The organism is Mycobacterium venezuelense (assembly GCF_054919535.1).
This window is the reverse complement of sequence record NZ_JBONDW010000016.1, coordinates 157,753-178,796: the sequence shown is the minus strand read 5'-3', so window position 1 is coordinate 178,796 and position 21,044 is coordinate 157,753. Positions and strand designations below refer to the sequence as shown.

The following is a 21,044-nucleotide window of genomic DNA, read 5'->3' as shown; positions in this document are numbered from 1 at the left end:
CTTGGATGCATCAACCGTCTGCGATTCGGCCATCCGAAAGATTCGTTCAGGCGCATCCGGCACCATCTGCCGGTACTTATCCATGTCCTCAGGTCGAGCCATAGGACCTGACCAGGAGTATTCGACCTGGGCGGTGAGCCGATCGATACGTGCTATGAGCTCCGCTGGTCCTAGGACTTCGGGAGATTCCTCAGGTAGCGCTCCGCGAGGTTCAACGTCTCCCTGACTTCGGTCGACCGCACCTGGATACGGTGCTGGTGATTGACCTGTGACTGTTCGAGCGTCATCCGCATCTCGCGAATTCGTGGCACTGGATCCCCCAACATCCGATCCAGCCCGCGTTCGATCGAGGCCAGAAGGTGCTTGGGCCCTCGGTTGTTCGCGGTTGTTGCCATGCATCAATCCTACCTGCTTCAAAGTGTGAGTGACCACATCTGACCTGCTGTTACAGGCCTGTAGTTCAATTGTGAGCGAGCCTAGCTACTGGTCTTGATATCGGGATTTGCTGCTCTAGTTCCCGTTGATCGGAGGGAAGATGTGCGATGCTCGGCGACCTTCGTATACGACAGTGGGGCCGGCCGGCCAACATCCCATTGCGAAATAGCGGGTCCACAGGCTCCAGACACGCTCCCACAGGTCCGATGATGGATCGAACGACTCGACCGGCAACCCGAAACTTGCCGCGGCCTTCGCATCGATAACGGCTGAATGGCTTGCGGGGTCAGCGATCAACGGCGCCTTGAGGGCGCTGGTCAACTTCTCGACCTCGCCTGCAGACCGGGTCTCGCAACAGCTCAACGCCTCGCGCACCAGCGCCTCAGTTCGGTCCAGGGCGCTACGTGCCTGTTCGACCATCAACATGTTGACATCGCTGAGTAGCCCGGCGAACAGGGGAAATGTCTCGGGGCTGTCTTTGACACGGCGCTCAGCTTCATCGATCGCGGCGACGATCTCTTTAGCGCTGGCAAGACTTCGGCCGCCGATCTGAAATTGTGGATCGACTGGTCCAAGATCGCCGGCTGGGCCCATCATGATCTTGTCTGCACCCAGACATAGCAACGTCGCGGCACTTTTTGCCATGTCCGGCACGAGAACAGTGAGGTCAGAGCATCGCGATTGCATGGACCGGACCATCCTGATTGCCGTTTCACCGTCACCACCGGGTGACGCCAGGAGTACGTGCAGTGGCTTTGACCTGTCGCAGTCGAAGATGAGCTCTTCCAGGTATGTCATGTTGGGCGGAAAAATCTGGTCCAGCATGACCACAAGGTTCGCGCCAACTTCAACTTCGTATTCCCGAATCAACTGCTGGCGGGCGTACCGCTCGGAGTGCTGTGCAGTAAAAAGTGGGGTGCGGGCTATCCCACTGATTGGCGGAAGCTCTTTGGCTTGCCCTGACGAATCGACCGCCCCATGTCCCGGGCTTCCCTTGCTTTTGTGATCTTTTCCTGCCACTTCGGGTCAGTCCCCCTCGGCTGATCCAAAACCGGGCGGTCATTGTTGGAGCGCGATGACGCCATCATCAACCCCCTTCCGCTGCTGTACAACCCGAATATTGCCACATACCGGTTACCCGGCATAACACCTTCTGTCTCAGTTGTACAACCATGTTCCGACAAAAATTTCGACAGGCGGCGCGCATCACAGGAGCAACCGCCCCCGACAAAGTCGGGGGCGGTTGGCTTTCGTGTAGATGCGGTCGCCGAGTTCGTCGGTACTGCCCGCCGCGTCTTGACCGTGGTGGTGTGGGTGCACGGTTGCCCTGTGCGACGCAAGCCGACTGTTTCCTGGGCTTGTGGGTTTGGAGTTGTCGAGGTCACCGAACTGTTGAGGCTGGCGCGCGCGGTGGCGTACTGGCATTCGTATCCGCGTCAGGACTTGCGGGCCAGTTCGCCGTGCAGGGTCGCGATGATGTGGTCGCGTTCGCGCAGTTGGGCTTTCAGTTCGGTGATCTGGGTGTCTCGTGCCTTGAGCCGGGTCCGTAATGCCGCGACGATGCTGCTCTCGGAGTCAGTCGCTGGCGGTGGTGCCGGATCTGGGGCGGCAGCTAGCGGCGGGAGAGTGTGGATCTGTTTTCGGAGTTCGGTGCGTCGATGAATAACACTGCGTGACACTCCGGCGTGGCGGGCCAGGCCGCTGATGGTGATTTCAAGGCCCTGTTTGCGCATTTCCTTGAGGGCCCGTTCGATCCGGGCGTCGACGTCGTCGCTGCGTTTGCGGGCGCTGGCCTTGAGTGCCTTGAGTGACGCTTGGGTGACGGTCATAGGGGGGTGTGGGGATGGGCTTTGCGCAGTGCAGAGTCGTGCGCACCGCGGGTGGCGACAGGTTGCAGCGGAATCCGGTTGGTAGTTCCGGCCCGAGCGATCGCTTCCTGGTGGGTGGCTTGATCTGCAGTCAGCCGATCCAGGATTGCTTGCAGGGAATGCAATTCGCGCAGGCGTTCGGCGACCCACACGTTCTCATCGGTGAGTTCGCGACCGGTACGTTGGCGGTACTGCTGACGTCTAATCTCGATCAACGCGGTGGTCTTGGCGTGCTGGTCTCTGAGTTCATCGATGTGGGTGGCGTCGGTGGCGAAATGCCCGCATGACAAGCAGGCGTTGCCCTTGTCGCACGACTTCAGAGGCGGCAGCAGGCACACCCCGTTGGGCAGCACCCGGTCGGTGCGCACCGACAGCTGGGTCATGTCCAAGATGTCAGACGGGCTGATCTCGATCGTGGCCCCGTGAGCTCCGATCTTCTTGTGTTTGAGGAACTCGGCCTCGGCGGTCGCGGCCAGTGTGGCCGCATAGCGCATGGTCATCTCGGGGCTCTTGTGACCGAGATAGCGCTGAACCACGTGCAGCGGAACGCCGTCGTTGAGAAGTTCGGTGGCCCGAGTGTGGCGCAGCCGGTGGGTTTGGGTGAACCGCAACGGGTTTCCCGCGGTATCGGTCAGGCCGTGGATGCCGTCGAGCTTGTCCAAGGAAGCCCGATACGTTGCATACGGGCGAGGTCGGCGCCCGGCCAGGTTCTGTTTGACACCGATGAACAGATATTTCGGTGAGAGCCTGGGGTGGTTGTCACCCAGCCAGTGCTGCTGTTCTCGGATCACGTTGACCACCGCCTGCTCGACCAGGATGGTGGGGATGACCCCGTCGACTTTGGTTTGTTGGTAGCGCAGTTTGGCGACAAAGGCATCCGGATCGTTGGAGCAGGCGGGCCGGGCGGCCCCGGGGATGGCTTCTAGCGGGTTGTGGTCGAGCATGAGGATTTCTGAGGCCCGTCGTCCGGTCAGTGCTTGCAGCAGCCAGATCCGTGCGGCCTGCGGGTCACCGAGTCCTTTGATCAGTGACACCGTGCCGTCGGGGTGCGTCACCGATACGAGAGCGCCCCGCTGGGCGGCCAGCACGTCGAGGTAGGCCAGCATCTGCTGAAGGTCGCCGGTCGAATACCACGTCAATTCCCGGATGCGGTGAGCGCGCCGGGTGCGAAAAGCCGGTCCCCACAACCGGGTGTGCGCCGCGGTCAAGTTCTCCCAGCGTGGGTTACCGGTCGCTGCGGCGGCCTCGGGCGCATGGTCGAGCATGAACGTGTAGAAGCTCTGAATTTGTGACTGGCTGTCGCCGATCGCGGTGGCCGACAACGGCTTGTCGGGTCTGGCGGCAGCGGCCGGGGAGCGCAGGTATTCGCTGTACGCGGTGAATATCAGTCGCAGCTGCGCGGGGTCCTCGGATAGGGCGGGATCGGTGTAGCCACGCTCGGCGGCGAATGCGCCGAAGTGGCGTGCCATCTCGCGGGCGCGATCGACTGCAGAAGACCAGCGCAGCAACTCGGCGTCCAGGCAGGTGCGCAGCCAAAACCGCGCACCTTCACGCAGCCACTGCGGTTCGATCGCTCCGATACGCACCGATTTCTCGTGGCACGGTTCGTGCTCGCGTTGCGGGATCCGTGGATCGGCGCGCAGATCCCAGGTGTCATATGCCCACCAGTCGATGGCGGCACCACGCACCGACAGATACATGTGCAGATGCTCGATCAGGCCCACGACGTTGCGACGCGTGCCTGTGGCGGGCAACCGTGCGTTGCGCCGCTCGAACACCAACATCGCCTGGCGCAGCATGTCGTTGACGGTCAGGTCGGTGATACTTGCCGGTTGATGCCCGTGCCGATCGCGAAACTCTGCAGCGGTGGCACTGATGGCCTGGGTGGCCCAGCGCAGCAGGGAATGCTCGATCTTGCGCAGCCCTTCGTGGTAGCACACCCAGACCCACCAGGCGATCTCGTCGGCGAACCGCGCCGGTGTGGCTTCGGGAGTGAAGTCGTACATCCCGTTGGCCACAGCAGGGGGCAGGTCGTTTATGCGGCTGAGGAACACCCGATCGGCCGGTGGCAGGTGGATCTGGTACACCGGTCGGCGCCATTCGGTGGGCACCAGAGCCCATTGCGCCTGCCACGCTGTCGCGTTGAGTTCCCGGGTAGTCCTGGACAGGCGGCTCTCATGACTGACCATCGTGAAGCCCTTTCCATCCGGCGACGTAGTTCTTCCACTCGGCCAATGAGCGCATCGCCGCGTCCTGGGTGACCCATCCGTAGGTCGACAGGGTCGTCTGCACGTCGGCGTGGCCCAGACGCCGCATCACCACATGCTCAGGCACCCCCGCCAGCAGCAGCGCGGTGGCGTGAGTGTGGCGCAACCAGTGCGGCGACCAATCCGCCGGCAGGCTCGGATGGGCTTTGCGCAGCCCCCGCACCTTCTCGTAGACGTTCTCGGGGCGCGTCGGCGAAAACTGATGTCCCCGTTGCAGATTGACGAACATGAAATGATTCGATAGATCGTCGACCACCTGGTCGGCGTTCATCGCGACCAGCTGCCACACATACTCTGAATACAGGGCCTCAAGGTCATCGCCGACATAGATCCGCCGCGGCCCGGTCTTGACCCGAGCGCCATGTGGATGATCCTGGCGCTCGACGATGTCGATCCACGGTGTCGCTCCGGCACCGATGTGAAAGTCGTTGTGCCGCAGTGACAAGGCTTCGCCTAGGCGCATTCCCGTTTCAGCCAGCACGGCGAAAAACAATCGGTTGCGCACCGCGACGGGCCCACCGGTCCAGTCGCCGTCACGCTGCACCGAGCAGCCGTCGAGGATGGTGCTCACCTGAGCAGGGGACAGCACAGGGGTGCTCGATCGTCGCGGGTTGCGCACGGGATAGACCGGGTGGTCACTGTTGCGGTGTGGCCCCACGCCGTCGAGGAATCCGACGTAGCGGTTCTGGCGCCGCCAACTGCCTCGCTGGGTGAACAATCGCCGATAAGGCACCTCAGTGGTGCCGGCATCAGCGTGATAGCGGTACATCGACAGCACCGCAGCCGCCCGCGGCTGCAAGGAACTGGGCACCATCTTGATCTCGGGGGCACCGATGCGTGGTGTTCCGGGCAGATCCCCGGTCCGCAGATATTGCAGGTACTGCCCGAACAGCGTGGTGGGGAAGTCATCCCACCGATGGCCGGTGTGCTCGAGCATCGTGAACCACCGCGCCAGCCCGGCAGCGTAGCCGCGCACCGTGTGCGGGGAAGCACCTCCCTCGCGCAGAAAACTCAAGTACTCCGCAGCCGGGGGCACCGGAAGATGATCGGCGCCGACGATCGTGTAGGTGACAGGTTCACCTGGAAAGATCACCCGCTGCACCCTTGCCACCGGCCCCCCGACCTCTTGTGCCTTAGCCTCGTCGGCTTCGCTGTCTCAGCGGGATCACATTGCCGCCGGTGCCGGCCACCGATGCCACGGTCCGGACCGACGCCTCGTTGCCACGCCCCGCCGCCATACGCGGAGCAACGACACCTGGGGCGGCACGTTGACCGGCCATGAAATCCTCCAGCAGATCCTGGGGCCACACCAAGTCATACGGGGCCAGCATCGCCGCCGAGCGCGCCGAAAACGCCATCTCCAACCACTTGCTGATCAATCGTGGCCGCTCCACCTCGCGGTCGTTCCACCCGGGCTCCACCCGTCCCCACGTCGTGTCGGTATCCGGATTGATGCGGGTGTAGAGCTGGCGGCGCAACGCTTCAAACCGCGGTCCGGTCAACAACTCTGAGGTATGCAGATGCTTGATCAGCGCCCCCAGCGACACACCCCACTTGGCCTTGACCGGCAACAACTCCGCCAACGACGGTGCTCGCGACACTTCTTTGGCTAGCACCTGGGCCGGCGCCAATAACTCCGAGGCGAACTGCGACGCCTGCTCCTCGCATGTCTCGGTGACGCTGCCCGAAGCATGAAGCACAAGATGGCCAACCTCATGGGCTAGTGTCCACCGGGTGCGTTCCCATGAATTCGATTGCCGCACAACGATCAACGGCCGGGTATTGAACTCTCCGACACGCACCGAGTAGCCCAGGTGCTTGTCGATCTTGCCGGTGGAATCTCCGTCGCCGAGTATCCGCCGTGACGAGGAGGTCAACAATCGGCGCACCACCACCACCGCGCCGCTGCGTTCGATCTCATGAGTCAGGTACTCGATTGGCTGATCGTGCTCCACGCCCCAACTGGACCGGACCGTTCGCGCGGCCTGCTCCACCGGGGTCTCGATCGGAAGTATCGGCAACTTCACCGCAGGTAGCTGGGTGCGGCCATTGAGTTCGTCGAGGAACTCCCCGGCCAGCGCCGCGAACTGCGCCAGATACTCCCGCTCGGTGGCGGTGATCGACCGCGGCGCCCGAAACAGCAGATCCGACTGGTGCACCCTCGACGTAGGGGCCGTGGTGAAGAACTTCGCCGGGAACCGAAGTACCGCGACCAGCCGGTCGAAATCTTCCACCGGCAACGCCGTGGTGGTCGACTTCTCCAGCCGGTTCAAACGAGAGTGCTTCCAGCCCAACGCTTCCATCACTGCTGTGGCGGTCATCGCGCGCATGACCCGGGCCTGATTGACCCGCAATCCGTACACGTCCACGGTCGTCTTCATTGCGACCTCGATTCAACAGCCACCCGCTGACATTCGCATCGCCCCCCGGCAGCGCAATCCCCTAAGCGGACTCGTCGGGATCGTCGCCTGTGCCCAGCACCGGCTTCTCGTATTCGGCGAAGTCGTCCTTCGGACCGTGCCCCTGCGCCAGCGGAGTCACCAATGGTGAGTGCGTGACCGGAGGCAGCGGCTCGGTTGCCAGAATCTGCACCCGCGACGCGTTGTCCACATCCACCACGAACGCCAACACGGCCTCCGACAATCCCCATCCATCGTCGGTCGGCCACCACAGGGCGAAGATATCCGGTGTACCGGCCGGAGTCACAATCGGCGAAGGAAACAATTCTGCTGGCTCGTGCTCGTCCAACGTCATCTGCTCGTCGACCCCAGCCTTCGGCCGAAGCACCGGAAGCTCGCCTCCGGTGGGGTTGGTCACGATTCGCACTCGCTCGCCGTGCAGCATCTTCGCCGGCCACCGCCGTGCACGCAGTTCCATGCCCCGGGAATCGGCGATCTGCACTGACAGCCCACTGCCGCGGGTTGTCAGCAACGTGTCTCCAGGAATCGGTGGACGCAACTCGCGCTTCCTCAGCACCACCTGGCGCACGCACGTGCAAAACGCCTGCCCGTGAATGTCTAGTGGATTGTCGAACCATTCCTGCCACATCTGGCCGACCTTGGGGATCACCACCTCCAAGTCGTAGCGCAGAGTTGCCAACGACGGCCCGTGATCCGATACCGCCTTGCGCAACCGCTCCTGTAGGTTCACACGGCGAATTTCGCACACAAAAACAGAGAGTGCAAGCAACACGCCGTCGTGGTGTGGCGAGGGAGTTGAACTTGCTACGCACCCTCTTAGAGTACATGTAGCTGACGATAAATATGCAGATGAACAGGCATATAGGTGTTGATTTTGCGAATTAACTACAGATAAGGGCTGCAGGTGTTGCTCCACGTCGGCCGGGACCACACCGGGCGTCGCCGGCTCGCCGAGATCGCGGTGTTGCGCCGGACCGCTGACGGTGCCCTCGACGTACTGACCGCATGGCACGCGGACAGCGGATTTGGTTGCGGTGCAGACTGTCTCCAGCGAATGCTCGCCGAACGGGGGATGCGGTGAGTGCGGCGGCCCTGGCACTGGCAGCGGCGTTGCTGGTCTGGCCGGCCGCACCGCGGCGGCTCACCGAGTTGAGGCGCATGCGCTCGCCGCGCCTGCGCGCATTGCCCGTCGTGGTGGTCGTCGGTGTGGGTCTTGCGTTGGCGGTACCAGTGTCGGTCGCACTCGCGGGCGGCGCAGTCGCGGGGACCGTGACGGTACGGCGTCGCCACAGTGCCGCGCGCCTGCGGCGTGAGCATGAATCCGCCGCCCTGCAGGCAGCACTCGACGTGCTCGTCGGTGAACTGCGCATCGGTGCGCACCCGGTGAACGCGTTCAGCACCGCCGCGGGAGAGGTATCCGGGCCGGTTGGCGACGGCATGCGGGCCGTCGCGGCCCGTGCACGGCTCGGGGCCGACGTCGCCGCGGGCCTCGACGATGTGGCCGCACAGTCACGGTTGCCGATGCATTGGAAACGGCTAGCGGCCTGCTGGCGGTTGGCGCAGGCACACGGGCTGTCGATCGCCACGTTGATGTGTACTGCCCAACAGGACATCATTGAGCGCGAACGCTTTTCGACACGGGTCCGTGCGGCGATGGCGGGACCGCGAACCACCGCGGCGGTGCTGGCCGGGTTGCCGGTGGTCGGGGTCGGGCTCGGGCAATTGATCGGTGCCGACCCGATCGGCTTCCTGCTCGCGCCAGGAGTCGGCGGCTGGCTCCTCGTCATCGGCGTCCTGCTGGCGTGTGCCGGCCTGCTGTGGTCTGATCGCATCACCGCGGGAGCACTTAAATGAGCTGGGCCGCATTGCTTCTCGCCACAGCGCTGTTGATCGGTTCTGGCCGTTCGCGCAACCGGTTGGCCCCGGTGGCGGCGGCCGCACGCGGGCCGCGGCGGGCCGACAATGACGATCCGCTCGCGGCCGCATCGACATTCGACCTGTTCGCCGCGTGCCTGACCGCGGGCATGGCCGTGTCGAATGCAGCCTCGGCTGCCGCGCCGTCTGCGCCGCCGTCACTCGCCGCGCTACTCACGCGTGCCGCCGACCTGCTGGCGTTGGGAGCCGACCCCGCGGTCGCGTGGGCGAACGACGCCCTGCCACATGACAAGAACGTCGATGCGCTGCTGCGGCTGGCTCGCCGGTCGGCATCCTCGGGCACCGCGCTCGCGCACGGAGTGGCCGAGCTGGCCGGCCAGTCCCGCCACGATGCGGCAGCCGCGGCAGACGCCGCCGCTGAACGAGCGTCGGTGCTCGTCGCCGGTCCGCTCGGGCTGTGCTACCTGCCTGCGTTTCTGTGCCTCGGCATTGTGCCCGTGGTCGTCGGACTCGCCGGTGACGTACTCGGTTCGGGATTGTTGTGAAAATAGAGAGGAAAATCAATGGCAGACAAACTGATTCAACGAGCGCAGGCGCGCATGACGATGTTGATGGTGGACGAGTCCGGCATGTCGACCGTCGAATACGCGAATGCTTAGTTTTTCTACCGAGGAGGAAGCAATGTCGAACAGGGTCCAATCGTACCGTGATCTGGGTTGGGAACTGTGCGTGAACGACGACCCAGACGAACCCGCCCAACTCGAATGCTCCGACTGCGGGGCATTGTCTGTTGCGACGGTGTGGCACTTATGGGAGCGGTACGGGGAGGCCCACTGCGCGTGCTGTCGCCGACCTCTCCTAGACACGCGCGACATCGAGCTGTATTGGTGCCCTAATGGACACATGTGGGCTATTGATATGGGGTCCGGGTAGAGATAATGCGGGCCCGGTCCCACGCTATTTCTTTTGGTGCGGGGTCGGGCCTTTCCCGTTTCTCAAACTCCCATGATTGGTGCATTTTCGCACGTTATTTCGCAATATAGCGCCTGGGAGTTCTTCTGGTTCATAATTGTGTCAGAAGTACGCAGAAGAATACGAGAGGAACAATGGTATGCCACCGCCCAAGAAAGGAGAACCGGGATATGCCGAATACCGCGAAGCTTACAACGACAGGCGACGGCGACGCTTGCAAGACCCGGACTTCAGAGCGAAGGAAGTCGCCCGTCAAAAGGCATCAAAGGCGCGCCTGAGAGCGCGGCGTAAAGCGGAGCAATTGGAGATCCCTTATGACGAGGAGACCTGAACCGCGAGTCATCGACTTCGGCCAATGCGGCGACTGGGGACACCGGGTGTTCGTCAACTCGCTACCTCCGACAGTTTCGCAGACGGAACGCGCAGTAGCGGACCTGACTGGCATCAAGCCAATAGTTCTCGAACACCTCCGGGAACTCGCCCTAAGACTCAGAAACCAAGAAGGCTATCGCTCGCAATTCGTCGCACTGTCGAAGCCGTACCACACGCATCTCGGCGCTGATGTGGACGGCGTACTGACGCACTTATGGCACGAAGCCTGGGCACAGAAAGGCAAGGCGGTGAGGCCGGCAAAAAAATTCGAAGGCGGCGATCTAGAGGGATGGGACGACATGGACGCATCGGGTGAAATGGAACTTGTTCGGTGGATGTGGGAAGACCGCATTCCGAAAGGTGAGTTCTCAATTCTCGGCGGTTACGAGGACTCGATGAAGTCGACCCTTGCGGCCAAGATCGTCGCCGACATCACGCACGGCAAGTTGGCGGGTGAGTACTACGACCAGCCGAAGACCGTTCTGTGGTTCGGAGGCGAGGAAAGCTGGAACAAGTCGATCAAGCCTCGACTCATCGCGGCCGGAGCTGACATCACGCGAGTCAGGACGATCAAGCCCAAGGCGGAGCACCGCGACGAGAAAGGCCGGATTCTCGACCTGACCGACCCTGAACACGTCCGAGCGCTCCGAGCGGCGATCAGAAAGCACGACGCCGCGCTGGTGCTGTTCGACCCAATGACGAGCCACATGGGCGCTAAGAATGTCGAGAAAGAGGAAGTGCTCCGCGAGGTGCTCGAGCCACTCATCGACGACCTGTGCCACACCGATGGCGTCACGCTGTTGGCGATCAAGCACTTCACCAAGCTGGAGTCGTCGGACCCGTCGAAGCTATTGGGCGGCAACCGCGCATGGTCGCAGATCGCTCGGTCGTTCATCGCGCTGGTGCTGCACCCGGACGACGACAAGGGCAAGCCAAGGGACGCCAGGCGCATCGTGGGCGTCCAAAAGGGCAACATGACCGGTGATCGCACACCGTTGATGTTCAGGCCCGTCAGCGTGCCCATGGTGATTGAGGGCAAGCAGGTCGAGATCGCCACCATCGAGTGGTTGGGCGAGGCCGACTACACGCCCGAGGAAGCGCTGCGTACTCGCGTCGCCAACGAGCGCAAACCTGCACAGCCGCGCATCACGTGCGAGGCCTGGCTGCGCGACTTCCTCAAGGCTGAGGGGCCGACCTCGCGAGCTGACGTGATCGCCGCCTGCAAGCGCGAACGCGGTGACGACGCATTCAGTCCGCCGACCTTCGACAAGGCCTGGGCGAAGATCACCGACGCTGGCGACGCAGGGCCTCGTAAACACGGTGGCCGGATCGGGTTGTGGTCTTTGGCAGGGTGATGTTTGTACATGTCGTGTGCACAATCAGCCGTTACAAAGTTACAAAGTTACAAATCGAAGGGAGTGCCTTTTCGACGTCACCGCAGCGTATACGTGTTTTCATTTTTAGATCTACAAAATTAAAACAGCTACTCACTCGCCACCTGTTTGTACTTTTGTAACTTTGTAACGTTGTAATGTGCACACATTGATTACAAACGCGATTACAAATCGAGGTGGCGAGGACAATCAGAAAGGTACCAAAATGACCATCTGCGAAGAGCACGGCATCGAACACCCCGAGCGCTTTCCGTGCGCCGAGTACGAGCGATACAGGAAGCTCACCGCGCAGTCTCACACCATCGTGACGCACGAGACGCGGCCGATCGAAGACCCGAACGTCGAAGGCCTACTCGGCATGGAGCGTGTGGTCACGGGCGCGTATGAAGCCGGTTTCGTCGGCACGGCGCATGACGATGACACTGACGAGGACCTGTACTAGTACCTCAGTGCGTCGCAGGGCGCCGTCGAATTGCGTTGTCGGGGATTACACCGGCGCGAAATATAGACGCCGCTATGGCGCGTACAGCGCGGTGCGACTCAACCATTGCCTGATAAATTTTCGGCGCGTAACGTCGCCAGCACGCATTCCGGGCGCGGCAAGATTCGGAAATCCGACGGGATTTGAAACACGGGTCTCTCACCGGACGTGAAACGGTGAAGCCGACGGGTTTACGGAACAACCGAATAGTCCCATGAGCGCACACCTGGCCACTGCGCTGATTGACCCGCCTCCTGAATAGGCGCTTGGCGATGGGAATTCCAGCAGACATCAAAGCGCGGCGATGAACCGTGCTCTCATCCAAAAGGAACTCACAAGAAAATGACTACCGTAACTACCACGGGTTCGCCGAAGGCCTGGGGCCTCGACGTACTCGGAGTCAAGCCCGAACAGGTCATCCCCGAGGCGCTGATTCTCCAGATCACCTCGAAGGCTGGCTTTGTCGAGGGCGACAGTCCTGCCGTTCGCGTACCGGCCATTCGCATCGACCCGGACGACATCGGGTTTGTGCCGGAGGGCCAGAACATCGACGAGGCTGATCCGGAACTCGCGGAACTGGTTCTGCACACGGGCAAGATCGCGCATCTCATCAAGGTCTCGCGCGAGCAGATCGCGCAGCCCGAGGCGCTGACCACGATTCTGCAGGGCCAGAAGCGGGCGCTGATCGCCAAGGCCGATAAGGCGATGCTCCAGACGGCTGCTCCGGTCGCACCGGCGACGTATCCGCCCGCAGGCCTGTTGGCCCATGCGCAGGATGCCGGCCCGGTCGGGACCAACCTCGATGCGCTGATCGACGCGGAAACGCTCGTCACGAGCCTGCCCGGTGGTGTGGCCACTCATGTGCTCGCGTCGCCGAACTCCTACGCCTACGTGCGCAAGCTGCGCAAGGGCACGGGGAGCAACGAAAACCTGCTGGGAGCGGGAACAGAATCCGGGCCGAAGACGGTGCTCGGGTTGCCCGCTCTGATCACTTCGGCGATGCCTGACAACAAGATCGCGGTAATCGACAAGGGCCAGATCCTGTCGGCCTATGGCGATGTGATGGTTGCTCGCTCGGACGAGTTCTACTTCGACTCGGACAACGTCGCTCTGCGCGCCACGTTCCGGTTCGGTGTGGGCCTCCTCGACCCGCAGGCCGTGCAGGTCCTCACTCTCCCCGAGGACTAACAACTGAATAGCTGCACCCTCGTGCAGCACTGAGTGGCACCAGTGCGCCGACCTCGAAGGGTCAACGTTTCTTCCCCCTGCGTTGGCCCTTCTTGGTAGCGACATGAGATGTAGCACCGGATACTCACAGATCGGAATAATCGAATGGGTGTAACACGACATAGACCACGCAGGCCCAAGCGTAATAGCAAGCACATCGGTGGCACGGTCGACAGCACGCGACACGAGTGGGCACGCGTACGTGCACGCATCCTCACGCGTGATGACCACACGTGCCAGGCGAAGGAAGTGGGATGCACTGGCGCGGCATCCGAGGTCGATCACGTTGTGCCCCAATACCTTGGTGGCACTGACGATGACGACAACCTCGTATCGCTGTGCCCTGAGTGTCACGCACGACGCACGTCGAGGCAGGCGCATGAACGCGCACTCGCACGCGAGGCGGACAAGAAGGAACGTGCGCGCCGCAATCATCCTGGCCGCAAGGACCGATACGACCCGGTGTGAGTTTGTGTGTGTACGTGCGAGAACTACCCGTGCGGGGGACACCCCCGGCACTGCCTTTGGCCACCGGAGAGGCTTTGACGCTCGGACTCGCGACGAGTTCCGGAGACTTCGAAAGGCTTGGCCTTTAACGCATTGAAACCGGCGCTATTGCCTCGAAATTTGGTTGTGTGCAACGATATTCGCACGGAGGTGCATACAAATGCAGAACCCATTTGCAGGCGAAGGTAAAGCCGAAATTGCGCGGCGGCTTCCTGGTGTGGACGCGGACACTGTCCAGGATTACGTCGAAGATGCCTGGGGCAAGGCAACAGGAGTCGTACCAATCATCGCCGAGGACAGCTGGCCGCCGGAGGGCAAGCCGGAAAAGGCAGACGCAATCAAAGCCATTCTGCGGGCCATCATTCTTCGATGGCATGAGGCGCAGTCAGGCGCGATTACTGGTCGCACTCAGAGCGCAGGCCCGTACTCGCAGGCCCTACAGCTCGACAACCGCCCCAAGCGCGGTTACACCCTGATGCCGTACGAGGTCGTTGACCTTCACCGTGTGGCCCGGAGCAAGGGCGGCATGTTCTCCGTCAGCACTGCGCCTGATGACGCAGGGCCACCGCAGCACTTCGGCAATGGACCTCACGAGCGCACCAGCGCCTCGGCCGCCCAACCCATCACATTCGACAACCCAGATTTGGAGGTTCATCTCAATGCCTGGACCACTCCCTAAAGACCCCGAGACTCGGGCACGCGGCAATCCCGAGCGCGTCCCGTTCAAGCTGGTCGAGATTCCGAACGTCGAGCAGCCAGACCTTCCCGAGTATTTCCGCTACGAGGGAAGAAAGATCAAGTTCCCGGCCCGTACCCATGAATGGTGGGCGCAGTGGGAGGGGTCCCCGCTCGCGAAGGGATTCACCGACCACGACTGGTCATACCTGCTCGACACCGCAGTCCTTCACGCTCAGTTCTGGCTGGGCTTGGGCAGCGTGAGAATTGCCGGTGAGCTTCGCAATCGGCTCGCGAAGTTCGGTGTGACTCCTGCTGATCGGGCTCGGCTGCGGATCATGTTCGTGACAGCCGACGAGGCCGAGGAAGCCAAGCGACGTGCTGATCGGATCAACGGCCGTGTGGGCGTGACCGGCAACGTCCGCCGCCTCACTTCGATTCCGGGCCTTGATGAGATTCGCGCCGCACGGGACGACGAGGCATCGTCTGACGCCTGAGCTGACCCGTACGCGTCTCGCGTGTCGCCGCAGGCGTCATTCGTTGTCGGCGCGTGTTGCGGGCGTTAGGACCGACCTCAGGTACCCGCGATTGCGTGTCTTCAGGTGCTCGGCGAGTGCGACGACTTGCTCAGGCGCGAACAGGTACGGCCCGCCTCGGTGCTGGCGTGGCAAGTACCACCGCATTCCCGTCTTCTTGATCACGCGGTAGATCGTGCGCTCGGTGACGCCCAGGGCCGCAGCTGTCTCGTACGTCGTCATCACTCGGCGCATGATCGCACCGGACGACTCCCCCACGTGCTTGTCGTCGTTCCCGTCGAGTGGGCCACACCTCGCTGGTACTTTTCCTCGGGTGGATCTCACGACGTCTTACGAAAAGGTAGTCCCGGCCGAAGTGCGTGGTCGGTACCAGTTCGTGGAGACTCGCAACGCGGCCGCTGTCCTCATGGCGAGCAACCCTGAACTGTTCGCCGAGATCATCGACGTGCTTACCGACTTCACTCTCTACAGCAGCGACATACTGACGCCCGGAGGGAACCGGGGACAGATTCCAATACGGCTAGATAGCGCGTTCGAGAAACTGGGGTGGAGTGCTGTCAGGATCACTACGGAATGGCGGTTGCTGGGCGAGCGAAAGCTGTCAGCGGCGAAGCGGGACTACGAAGACAAGTACTTGGAATCGTCGGTCCGCAACCCCGGCTTTGAAGTCGACAATATGAAGGGCCGCGTCGCTCTGGATGTTGAGTGGAACGCGAAGGACGGCAATCTGGACCGGGATCTCAGCGCGTATCGGTCGTTGTATGAGGTCGGCCTGATTGACGTGGCAGTGATCATCACGCGTGACCACGCCGGCATTCGCAACCTCGCCCTGGAGGACCTGAAGAACGCCGACGCTGCGAGACGCCTTGGCACCACCACAACGACCAACATCGAGAAAGTTCGTGATCGGATGACTCGCGGGGACAGCGGTGGGTGCCCCGTGCTGGTCGTTGCGATCACTCGAAACACATGGGAAGGACACGCGGGCAAGTAGCACGTCCCCCATTTATTCCGCGTTTCCTTTACAGTCTCCGACAGATCTACTTTGTTCGAAAGATCTACTTTGTTCGTTCGAAAGAGAGGCACCTGATAGTGACGCTGACGGACCCCATGGACGACATCAAGCCGCTTCGAGCCGTACCGCTTCGCGAGGCGAACGAGCCGCCGCCACTGCCCATCGTCGAGGGGGGCTGGAAAACAATCCTCGCTGATCCGCCGTGGCGATTCACAAACCGGACTGGCAAGGTCGCTCCCGAGCATCGCCGTCTTGACCGTTACTCGACGCTGGACGTTGACGCGATCTGCGATATTCCCGTTTCACAGGTCGCAGCACGCGATGCTCACCTCTATCTATGGGTTCCAAACGCACTGCTCCCTGACGGCATACGCGTCATGCAGGCCTGGGGCTATCGCTACGTGTCGAATGTGATCTGGGCGAAGCGGCGTAAAGACGGCGGCCCCGATGGCCGTGGTGTGGGCTTTTATTTCCGGAACGTCACGGAGATCATTCTGTTCGGCGTACGGGGAAGCATGCGGACGCTGCCACACGCACGCAGCCAGGTGAACATGATCGAGACCCGTAAGCGCGAGCATTCGCGTAAGCCGGATGAGCAATACGCATTCATCGAGGCATGCTCACCCGGCCCGTACCTCGAACTGTTCTCGCGGCACCCGCAACCAGGGTGGAGCGGATGGGGTGATGAGGCGGGCGAGGACGTGGTACCCCGTGGCCGCGTCCACAAGGGCTATGGCGGTGGCGCTATCGAGGTCCCCGCTGTGACGAAGCACGTGCGACTCGATCCCGCCACGAGGGAACGTGTCGGTAAGGAGATGCGGATTCTCTACGAGTCCGGGAAAAGCATTCGAGAGATCGTGGACGAGACCGGATACAGCATCACGCGGGTACGGCGACTGCTGCAAAACGCCGGGACGACATTCCGAACGCAAGGCAGTCACTAAACCTCGCGACGGCAGTCGCCCCGGCGATTAGCGCGGCGGATTACGCGGTTTTGGCTTCGGGCTCGTTCGTGTCGTCGGCCTTCGCCTTCTTCGATGCGGCACGTTCGGCGACGAACGCGGTGTAAGCCTTCTTGAGCTTCGCAACGTCGGCCTTCGTGAACACGTAGGACTTGCCGTCGCGGGTGAACATGCCGTCGGCCTTGCCCGTGCGGAGGAACACGCGCAGCGCCTTCGGGTCGATGCCGAGGGCGGTCGCAACGTCCTTCGAGGTGAGGTTGGTGGGTGCGGTCATTTTCGTGATTCCTTTCAGTTGGGCAGTTCGACGTACAGGGATGCAATGCGGGTGTTGTCGGGGCCGTTGATGGCCCACACGGTGGCGTTCATGTCGTCGTCCATGTAGAGATACGACGACTGCACAGGCACGCCCAGCACGTTGGTCAAGGCGGTCGTGATGTCGGCGAGCGACGGGAACGCGTCGTCAATGATGGGGTCCGGGTCGGACTCGTCCTGGTCGCTTGCGAGGAACGCGTACGCGGTGATGGGGTGGGTGTTCGTTGTCATGAAGCCAACGTAAGAGACTTCGACCGCGAACCTAACCCCTACTGGCGGTAAGACTTTCGTTCATTCGTTCTCGTCGTCATCTTCGACGCGCACCGTCCACTCGCCGTCCTCGAGGAAGCGTCCGAGAGCGTCGACGCCACCCGACATCTTGAAGTCATCGACCACGGTGCGGGCGCCCTCGCTGTGTGATCGCCACTCGACGCGAATGTCCAGCTGTCGCAACCAGACATTGCGCTCTTCGTTGGTCGCGGTCGCCCACCACTCGATGACGAGTTCATCAGTCGGCTCATACGTCCAACCAGCGGGTTGCGTTGGCTTGCTTGATAGTTCGGCTTGTCGTGCGGCCAAGGCGTCGATCTTCGCGTCGAGCCGGGCACGTTGCGGCGTGCCACGTCGAAAGGCCGGTGTACCAAGCTGATCCGTGAGGTCGGCGAGCACGGCGTTGACTTCAGCGAGGTCTGACGAGGAATCGCTACCGGGTGACCACACGCGCGTCATGCGCGGATGAAAGCCGAAGGCGTGCATGATCTTTGACTCAACCTCATCCTCGGCGTATTCGAGCGGGATCGAGCGGTTAGAGCACGGGTTCTTGTACTGCGCTGACGCGCAGCGGTAGCGGGGCTTGCGGCCCTCGCCTCCCTTGAGCTTATACGCGGGCTTGCCGCACACGCCGCAGTGGATGATTCCGAGGAGTAGCGAGGTGGTGCGCTTCGTCGGCTCCTTGCGGTTTTCGCGTCCGGCTAGCTCGACGCCCACACGGTCGAACTTGTCGCGGGCGATGATCGGTTCGGTGCGTACGAACGGAGTGCCGTCGTCGGACACGACTAGGGAGGCCTCAGGTCGGCCCTGAGCGCCTAGTGATGTGTCACTGACAGCGATGCGCCCGAGCAGCGTCGGAGACGTCAAGGCGCGTTTCAGGCCTCCGGGGTGCCAGGTGTATCCCTTGGCCTCGCGGCCCCGCAGTTGCGCGAATCGGTCGCGGGGAGTCAGCACGCCTCGGTCGGTCAGATCATGGGCAACACTGCGCAGAGGTTCGCCACCCAACACGCGCTCGACCACCTCGTGGATGATGACGACTTGCTCGGGGTCTTGGACGAGTTTCCATCCCTCGTCGGTGTGGACAGGCATGTAGCCCCACGGCGCTGGGCCGCCTCGATACTTCCCGGCTCGGAGGTTGTGTTGGGCAGCTGATCGGTTGCGCTCGCTGATCGCGACCAATTCCATCTCGGCGACCTTGGCGACGAGTAGCGCGATGATGTCGCCAAACGGTGCGGTGAGATCAAGAAATGCCTCGGAGGTGCTGACGAGGGCCACACGGTGTTCCTGACACCACTTGATTAGGTCGGCCAGATCAAACAGGCGCCGCACGATGCGGTCCACACGGAACACCACGATCACGTCGAACTCGCCGGGACGCTTCAGCCACGAACCGAGCTGCGGTCGGTCGAACGGCGTGATCTTGCCAGCACTGATGTCCATGTCCTCGGCGACGCCGACGACTTGATATCCGCGGCGGGCGCAGAGTTCCTTGCACGCCGCCAACTGCCTCTCCGGGCTGGTCGTGGCCTCGGTGACCCGTGAGAGGCGGGTGACGATCAAGGCCCGAGGTTGCGTGTTCGATGTCACAGCAGTACGCTACGCGATTGGGACTGAAAGCCCAACATTCGCATACGCCATCGGCACCATCGCCGCCGCGGCGTTCGGGGCCATCCTGTACACGGTGGTCACCGGGGATTCGATCGTCAGCGCGCTGAGCAACATCATCACCCGAGCGCTGAACACCAACGTCTAGATGACCGAGGTGCGGTCACGGTCGAGGCAGCCTTCGCGGTCGCGGCGTTGGTGGTTGTCATGGTGTTGTGCGTTGGCGGCCTCAGTACGGTGTCGATGCAGGTTCGGTGCGTTGACGCGGCACGCGAAGCTGCCCGTCTGGCCGCCCGCGGCGACGACCGCGCGGCGGCCGACATCGCGCGCCGCATCGCGCCGCGTGGTGCCGCGGTCGACCTGCGGCGCGACGGCGGGCTGGTTCTGGCCCAGGTCAGTGCCCGTGCCGCACTGCCGGGGCTCACCATCTCGGCCGAGGCGGCCGCCGCCGTCGAGCCGGGCGTGCGATGACCGCGGATCGGCCAGCCTGCTGGCCGTCGGCCTGATCGCGATCTTGCTGGCCTTCATGACGGGCGCGGCGTATCTGGGGGCCGCCGTGATCGCGCGTCATCGCGCCCAAGCCGCGGCAGATCTCGCGGCTCTGGCCGCGGCAGGCGCCGTCGTAGGCGGTCCGGAGATGGCATGCGGGAGGGCCGCCGAGATCGCATCGGCGATGCGCACCACGGTCACCGCGTGCCGGCTCGACGGGCTCGATGTGGTGCTCGATGTAGAGGTCATGGTCACCCTTGGCCGCTTCGGCGCGGGCTCGGCTCGTGCCGTGACCCGCGCGGGGCCGGTCGAAACCTAGTCCACCTCGTCGAGGTCGGCGCCGGCGATCTCGCTGTCGGAGGGCAGCCGTAGCGCGAGGAGTCCCGCGTAGGTGCCGGGCTCCAGCTCGATCCGGTTGATCGTCATGTGTACGGGGCGCCAGCCGCCATCGGTCGTCCGCATCCGCAGCACCTTGGTGGTGGCGCCGGTCGCGAATTCCGTTGTCATCGTGGCCATGTGGCGGGCATCGGCCGGATGGATGCGGGCGGGCCCGCCTTCGCGGCTGCGCCAGTCGAAGAACGGCGCCGGCTCGTCGAGCCACTTCAGCAACTTCCAGTTGTTGAGATCGACGAGCGCGCGATGCACGCCGGGCTGGGCGAGGCCGTCGAGGATCCGCTGCGCGAGGTAGTCCACCGGCACAGCGGGTGCCTCGCGGTCACTGCGCCAGTTCATCGCGCGGCAGATCAGCCGGTCGTGGCCGTCGGCTTGCGGTTCGAGCGCGACGCGCGCCACGAACCCCACCGTGATGGGTTCGCCCCGGAAGTCGGTGACGTCCCACGTGGTGCAGATGGTGTTGCCGGGCTGAGGTTTGATCGTCATCGACAGCACCTTGGCCTCGCTGGGGTTGAGGTCGCGCGTCGGCAGATCATCGGCGAACGCGCGCCCTTCGGTGGTCTCGGTTTCCGGGTTCAGCCCGCTGTTGCGTATGGATTCCGCAGTGTCGGTCGCGATGCCGGTCGAGAGGTCCCATTTGAGCGGGCCGGGGATCGGGCGTTCCGGCGGTTCGACGTGGAGTGGGCCGATCCACACATGCACGCCGTGGATGCGGCCGTCGGTCATCTGCACCACTTCGGTGCGGATTACGCGGTCGTTCTTCGGGGTGATGCTGGACAGACCCTGACCTGCCCGTACGGTTTCGCCAATCGCGGTCTGGATGGCCATGAGGTTCGGATTTCGGCGTAAAAATACGCTGATCGGAACGAGATTCTTCGTTTGGGAGCCCCGTGCGACCACAGCAGGCTCGCTGCCCAGTGTCTCCACGAGCAGCCAGTCGTGGGTCATGCGCAGTATTTTACCCGGCGG

26 protein-coding genes are annotated in these 21,044 nt (G+C 62.8%); 14 read left to right on the top strand and 12 right to left on the bottom strand.

What is annotated here, in order from left to right:
- Nucleotides 1-170 precede the first annotated feature (170 nt).
- The 7 genes from ACRCUN_RS24520 to ACRCUN_RS24490 form a co-directional block, all read right to left on the bottom strand.
- On the bottom strand, nucleotides 171-395 hold the full coding sequence (locus ACRCUN_RS24520) for a hypothetical protein (protein ID WP_462144207.1): 225 nt from the start codon (nucleotides 393-395) through the stop codon (nucleotides 171-173).
- 115 nt (nucleotides 396-510) lie between these two features.
- The gene (locus ACRCUN_RS24515; protein WP_462144206.1) at nucleotides 511-1,455 is read right to left on the bottom strand and encodes an SDH family Clp fold serine proteinase; all 945 of its coding nucleotides are present in this window, start codon (nucleotides 1,453-1,455) and stop codon (nucleotides 511-513) included.
- Between the two features lie 416 nt (nucleotides 1,456-1,871).
- A complete protein-coding gene (locus ACRCUN_RS24510; protein WP_462144205.1) occupies nucleotides 1,872-2,264 on the bottom strand; it encodes a DUF6262 family protein in 393 nt (130 codons plus the stop codon).
- Complete coding sequence (locus ACRCUN_RS24505; RefSeq protein WP_462144204.1) at nucleotides 2,261-4,492, bottom strand: tyrosine-type recombinase/integrase; 2,232 nt, start codon at nucleotides 4,490-4,492, stop codon at nucleotides 2,261-2,263. Before ACRCUN_RS24505 ends, ACRCUN_RS24510 begins: the two co-directional genes overlap by 4 nt.
- Nucleotides 4,479-5,672, bottom strand: coding sequence for a tyrosine-type recombinase/integrase (locus ACRCUN_RS24500; protein ID WP_462144223.1), 1,194 nt, complete (start codon nucleotides 5,670-5,672; stop codon nucleotides 4,479-4,481). Before ACRCUN_RS24500 ends, ACRCUN_RS24505 begins: the two co-directional genes overlap by 14 nt.
- Before the next feature lie 31 nt (nucleotides 5,673-5,703).
- Complete coding sequence (locus tag ACRCUN_RS24495) at nucleotides 5,704-6,951, bottom strand: ImmA/IrrE family metallo-endopeptidase (RefSeq protein ID WP_462144203.1); 1,248 nt, start codon at nucleotides 6,949-6,951, stop codon at nucleotides 5,704-5,706.
- A gap of 61 nt (nucleotides 6,952-7,012) precedes the next feature.
- Complete coding sequence (locus ACRCUN_RS24490; RefSeq protein WP_462144202.1) at nucleotides 7,013-7,720, bottom strand: hypothetical protein; 708 nt, start codon at nucleotides 7,718-7,720, stop codon at nucleotides 7,013-7,015.
- Nucleotides 7,721-7,894: 174 nt separating this feature from the next.
- Between ACRCUN_RS24490 and ACRCUN_RS24485 the strand changes: the two genes are divergently transcribed.
- The 9 genes from ACRCUN_RS24485 to ACRCUN_RS24445 all read left to right on the top strand — a co-directional run bounded on the left by ACRCUN_RS24485 (nucleotide 7,895) and on the right by ACRCUN_RS24445 (nucleotide 14,990).
- A complete protein-coding gene (locus ACRCUN_RS24485) occupies nucleotides 7,895-8,071 on the top strand; it encodes a conjugal transfer protein TrbB (RefSeq protein ID WP_462144201.1) in 177 nt (58 codons plus the stop codon).
- Nucleotides 8,068-8,844, top strand: a complete 777-nt coding sequence (locus ACRCUN_RS24480) for a type II secretion system F family protein (RefSeq protein ID WP_462144200.1) — start codon at nucleotides 8,068-8,070, stop codon at nucleotides 8,842-8,844. Before ACRCUN_RS24485 ends, ACRCUN_RS24480 begins: the two co-directional genes overlap by 4 nt.
- Nucleotides 8,841-9,410, top strand: coding sequence for a type II secretion system F family protein (locus ACRCUN_RS24475; RefSeq protein WP_462144199.1), 570 nt, complete (start codon nucleotides 8,841-8,843; stop codon nucleotides 9,408-9,410). Before ACRCUN_RS24480 ends, ACRCUN_RS24475 begins: the two co-directional genes overlap by 4 nt.
- 804 nt (nucleotides 9,411-10,214) lie before the next feature.
- Nucleotides 10,215-11,564 carry an AAA family ATPase gene (locus ACRCUN_RS24470; RefSeq protein ID WP_462144198.1) on the top strand — a complete coding sequence of 450 codons (1,350 nt, stop codon included), beginning with the start codon at nucleotides 10,215-10,217 and terminating at the stop codon, nucleotides 11,562-11,564.
- Between the two features lie 244 nt (nucleotides 11,565-11,808).
- On the top strand, nucleotides 11,809-12,045 hold the full coding sequence (locus tag ACRCUN_RS24465) for a hypothetical protein (RefSeq protein ID WP_462144197.1): 237 nt from the start codon (nucleotides 11,809-11,811) through the stop codon (nucleotides 12,043-12,045).
- Nucleotides 12,046-12,426: 381 nt separating this feature from the next.
- The gene (locus ACRCUN_RS24460; protein ID WP_462144196.1) at nucleotides 12,427-13,272 is read left to right on the top strand and encodes a phage major capsid protein; all 846 of its coding nucleotides are present in this window, start codon (nucleotides 12,427-12,429) and stop codon (nucleotides 13,270-13,272) included.
- A gap of 144 nt (nucleotides 13,273-13,416) precedes the next feature.
- Nucleotides 13,417-13,779, top strand: a complete 363-nt coding sequence (locus tag ACRCUN_RS24455; RefSeq protein ID WP_462144195.1) for an HNH endonuclease — start codon at nucleotides 13,417-13,419, stop codon at nucleotides 13,777-13,779.
- Nucleotides 13,780-13,978: 199 nt separating this feature from the next.
- Complete coding sequence (locus ACRCUN_RS24450; RefSeq protein WP_462144194.1) at nucleotides 13,979-14,497, top strand: hypothetical protein; 519 nt, start codon at nucleotides 13,979-13,981, stop codon at nucleotides 14,495-14,497.
- Nucleotides 14,478-14,990 carry a phage terminase small subunit gene (locus ACRCUN_RS24445; RefSeq protein ID WP_462144193.1) on the top strand — a complete coding sequence of 171 codons (513 nt, stop codon included), beginning with the start codon at nucleotides 14,478-14,480 and terminating at the stop codon, nucleotides 14,988-14,990. Before ACRCUN_RS24450 ends, ACRCUN_RS24445 begins: the two co-directional genes overlap by 20 nt.
- A gap of 36 nt (nucleotides 14,991-15,026) precedes the next feature.
- Here ACRCUN_RS24445 and ACRCUN_RS24440 read toward each other — a convergent pair whose 3' ends face one another.
- A complete protein-coding gene (locus ACRCUN_RS24440) occupies nucleotides 15,027-15,287 on the bottom strand; it encodes a hypothetical protein (protein WP_462144192.1) in 261 nt (86 codons plus the stop codon).
- Between the two features lie 55 nt (nucleotides 15,288-15,342).
- Between ACRCUN_RS24440 and ACRCUN_RS24435 the strand changes: the two genes are divergently transcribed.
- The gene (locus ACRCUN_RS24435; RefSeq protein WP_462144191.1) at nucleotides 15,343-16,023 is read left to right on the top strand and encodes a BglII/BstYI family type II restriction endonuclease; all 681 of its coding nucleotides are present in this window, start codon (nucleotides 15,343-15,345) and stop codon (nucleotides 16,021-16,023) included.
- A gap of 116 nt (nucleotides 16,024-16,139) precedes the next feature.
- Complete coding sequence (locus ACRCUN_RS24430) at nucleotides 16,140-16,988, top strand: MT-A70 family methyltransferase (RefSeq protein WP_462144190.1); 849 nt, start codon at nucleotides 16,140-16,142, stop codon at nucleotides 16,986-16,988.
- A 40-nt stretch (nucleotides 16,989-17,028) separates the two neighbouring features.
- On the opposite strand, the gene ACRCUN_RS24425 is transcribed toward ACRCUN_RS24430, so the two are convergent.
- The 3 genes from ACRCUN_RS24425 to ACRCUN_RS24415 are packed head-to-tail and all read right to left on the bottom strand — an operon-like array spanning nucleotide 17,029 to nucleotide 19,175.
- Nucleotides 17,029-17,280: a MerR family transcriptional regulator gene (locus ACRCUN_RS24425; RefSeq protein ID WP_462144189.1), complete on the bottom strand. Its 252-nt coding sequence runs from the start codon at nucleotides 17,278-17,280 to the stop codon at nucleotides 17,029-17,031.
- Nucleotides 17,281-17,294: 14 nt separating this feature from the next.
- The gene (locus ACRCUN_RS24420) at nucleotides 17,295-17,549 is read right to left on the bottom strand and encodes a hypothetical protein (RefSeq protein WP_462144188.1); all 255 of its coding nucleotides are present in this window, start codon (nucleotides 17,547-17,549) and stop codon (nucleotides 17,295-17,297) included.
- A 60-nt stretch (nucleotides 17,550-17,609) separates the two neighbouring features.
- Nucleotides 17,610-19,175 carry a recombinase family protein gene (locus ACRCUN_RS24415; RefSeq protein ID WP_462144187.1) on the bottom strand — a complete coding sequence of 522 codons (1,566 nt, stop codon included), beginning with the start codon at nucleotides 19,173-19,175 and terminating at the stop codon, nucleotides 17,610-17,612.
- Between ACRCUN_RS24415 and ACRCUN_RS24410 the strand changes: the two genes are divergently transcribed.
- The 3 genes from ACRCUN_RS24410 to ACRCUN_RS24400 are packed head-to-tail and all read left to right on the top strand — an operon-like array spanning nucleotide 19,162 to nucleotide 20,001.
- Entirely contained in the window at nucleotides 19,162-19,341 is a 180-nt protein-coding gene (locus ACRCUN_RS24410; RefSeq protein ID WP_462144186.1) for a DUF4244 domain-containing protein, read from the top strand. The two genes, ACRCUN_RS24415 and ACRCUN_RS24410, sit on opposite strands and share 14 nt — an antisense overlap.
- A gap of 59 nt (nucleotides 19,342-19,400) precedes the next feature.
- The gene (locus ACRCUN_RS24405; RefSeq protein ID WP_462144185.1) at nucleotides 19,401-19,664 is read left to right on the top strand and encodes a TadE family type IV pilus minor pilin; all 264 of its coding nucleotides are present in this window, start codon (nucleotides 19,401-19,403) and stop codon (nucleotides 19,662-19,664) included.
- Between the two features lie 55 nt (nucleotides 19,665-19,719).
- On the top strand, nucleotides 19,720-20,001 hold the full coding sequence (locus tag ACRCUN_RS24400) for an Rv3654c family TadE-like protein (protein ID WP_462144222.1): 282 nt from the start codon (nucleotides 19,720-19,722) through the stop codon (nucleotides 19,999-20,001).
- Here the strand turns inward: ACRCUN_RS24400 and ACRCUN_RS24395 are convergent.
- Nucleotides 19,998-21,023: a PAS domain-containing protein gene (locus ACRCUN_RS24395; RefSeq protein ID WP_462144184.1), complete on the bottom strand. Its 1,026-nt coding sequence runs from the start codon at nucleotides 21,021-21,023 to the stop codon at nucleotides 19,998-20,000. The genes ACRCUN_RS24400 and ACRCUN_RS24395 overlap by 4 nt on opposite strands.
- Between the last annotated feature and the right edge of the window lie 21 nt (nucleotides 21,024-21,044).

What these genes read in the sequence shown, in the direction of transcription:
- ACRCUN_RS24520 (WP_462144207.1), bottom strand. Translation starts at nt 395, where the DNA reads ATGGCAACAACCGCGAACAACCGAGGGCCCAAGCACCTTCTGGCCTCG.
- ACRCUN_RS24510 (WP_462144205.1), bottom strand. Translation starts at nt 2,264, where the DNA reads ATGACCGTCACCCAAGCGTCACTCAAGGCACTCAAGGCCAGCGCCCGC.
- ACRCUN_RS24505 (WP_462144204.1), bottom strand. Translation starts at nt 4,492, where the DNA reads ATGGTCAGTCATGAGAGCCGCCTGTCCAGGACTACCCGGGAACTCAAC.
- ACRCUN_RS24495 (WP_462144203.1), bottom strand. Translation starts at nt 6,951, where the DNA reads ATGAAGACGACCGTGGACGTGTACGGATTGCGGGTCAATCAGGCCCGG.
- ACRCUN_RS24475 (WP_462144199.1), top strand. Translation starts at nt 8,841, where the DNA reads ATGAGCTGGGCCGCATTGCTTCTCGCCACAGCGCTGTTGATCGGTTCT.
- ACRCUN_RS24465 (WP_462144197.1), top strand. Translation starts at nt 11,809, where the DNA reads ATGACCATCTGCGAAGAGCACGGCATCGAACACCCCGAGCGCTTTCCG.
- ACRCUN_RS24460 (WP_462144196.1), top strand. Translation starts at nt 12,427, where the DNA reads ATGACTACCGTAACTACCACGGGTTCGCCGAAGGCCTGGGGCCTCGAC.
- ACRCUN_RS24455 (WP_462144195.1), top strand. Translation starts at nt 13,417, where the DNA reads ATGGGTGTAACACGACATAGACCACGCAGGCCCAAGCGTAATAGCAAG.
- ACRCUN_RS24450 (WP_462144194.1), top strand. Translation starts at nt 13,979, where the DNA reads ATGCAGAACCCATTTGCAGGCGAAGGTAAAGCCGAAATTGCGCGGCGG.
- ACRCUN_RS24445 (WP_462144193.1), top strand. Translation starts at nt 14,478, where the DNA reads ATGCCTGGACCACTCCCTAAAGACCCCGAGACTCGGGCACGCGGCAAT.
- ACRCUN_RS24430 (WP_462144190.1), top strand. Translation starts at nt 16,140, where the DNA reads ATGGACGACATCAAGCCGCTTCGAGCCGTACCGCTTCGCGAGGCGAAC.
- ACRCUN_RS24425 (WP_462144189.1), bottom strand. Translation starts at nt 17,280, where the DNA reads ATGACCGCACCCACCAACCTCACCTCGAAGGACGTTGCGACCGCCCTC.
- ACRCUN_RS24420 (WP_462144188.1), bottom strand. Translation starts at nt 17,549, where the DNA reads ATGACAACGAACACCCACCCCATCACCGCGTACGCGTTCCTCGCAAGC.
- ACRCUN_RS24405 (WP_462144185.1), top strand. Translation starts at nt 19,401, where the DNA reads ATGGTGTTGTGCGTTGGCGGCCTCAGTACGGTGTCGATGCAGGTTCGG.
- ACRCUN_RS24400 (WP_462144222.1), top strand. Translation starts at nt 19,720, where the DNA reads ATGACGGGCGCGGCGTATCTGGGGGCCGCCGTGATCGCGCGTCATCGC.
- ACRCUN_RS24395 (WP_462144184.1), bottom strand. Translation starts at nt 21,023, where the DNA reads ATGACCCACGACTGGCTGCTCGTGGAGACACTGGGCAGCGAGCCTGCT.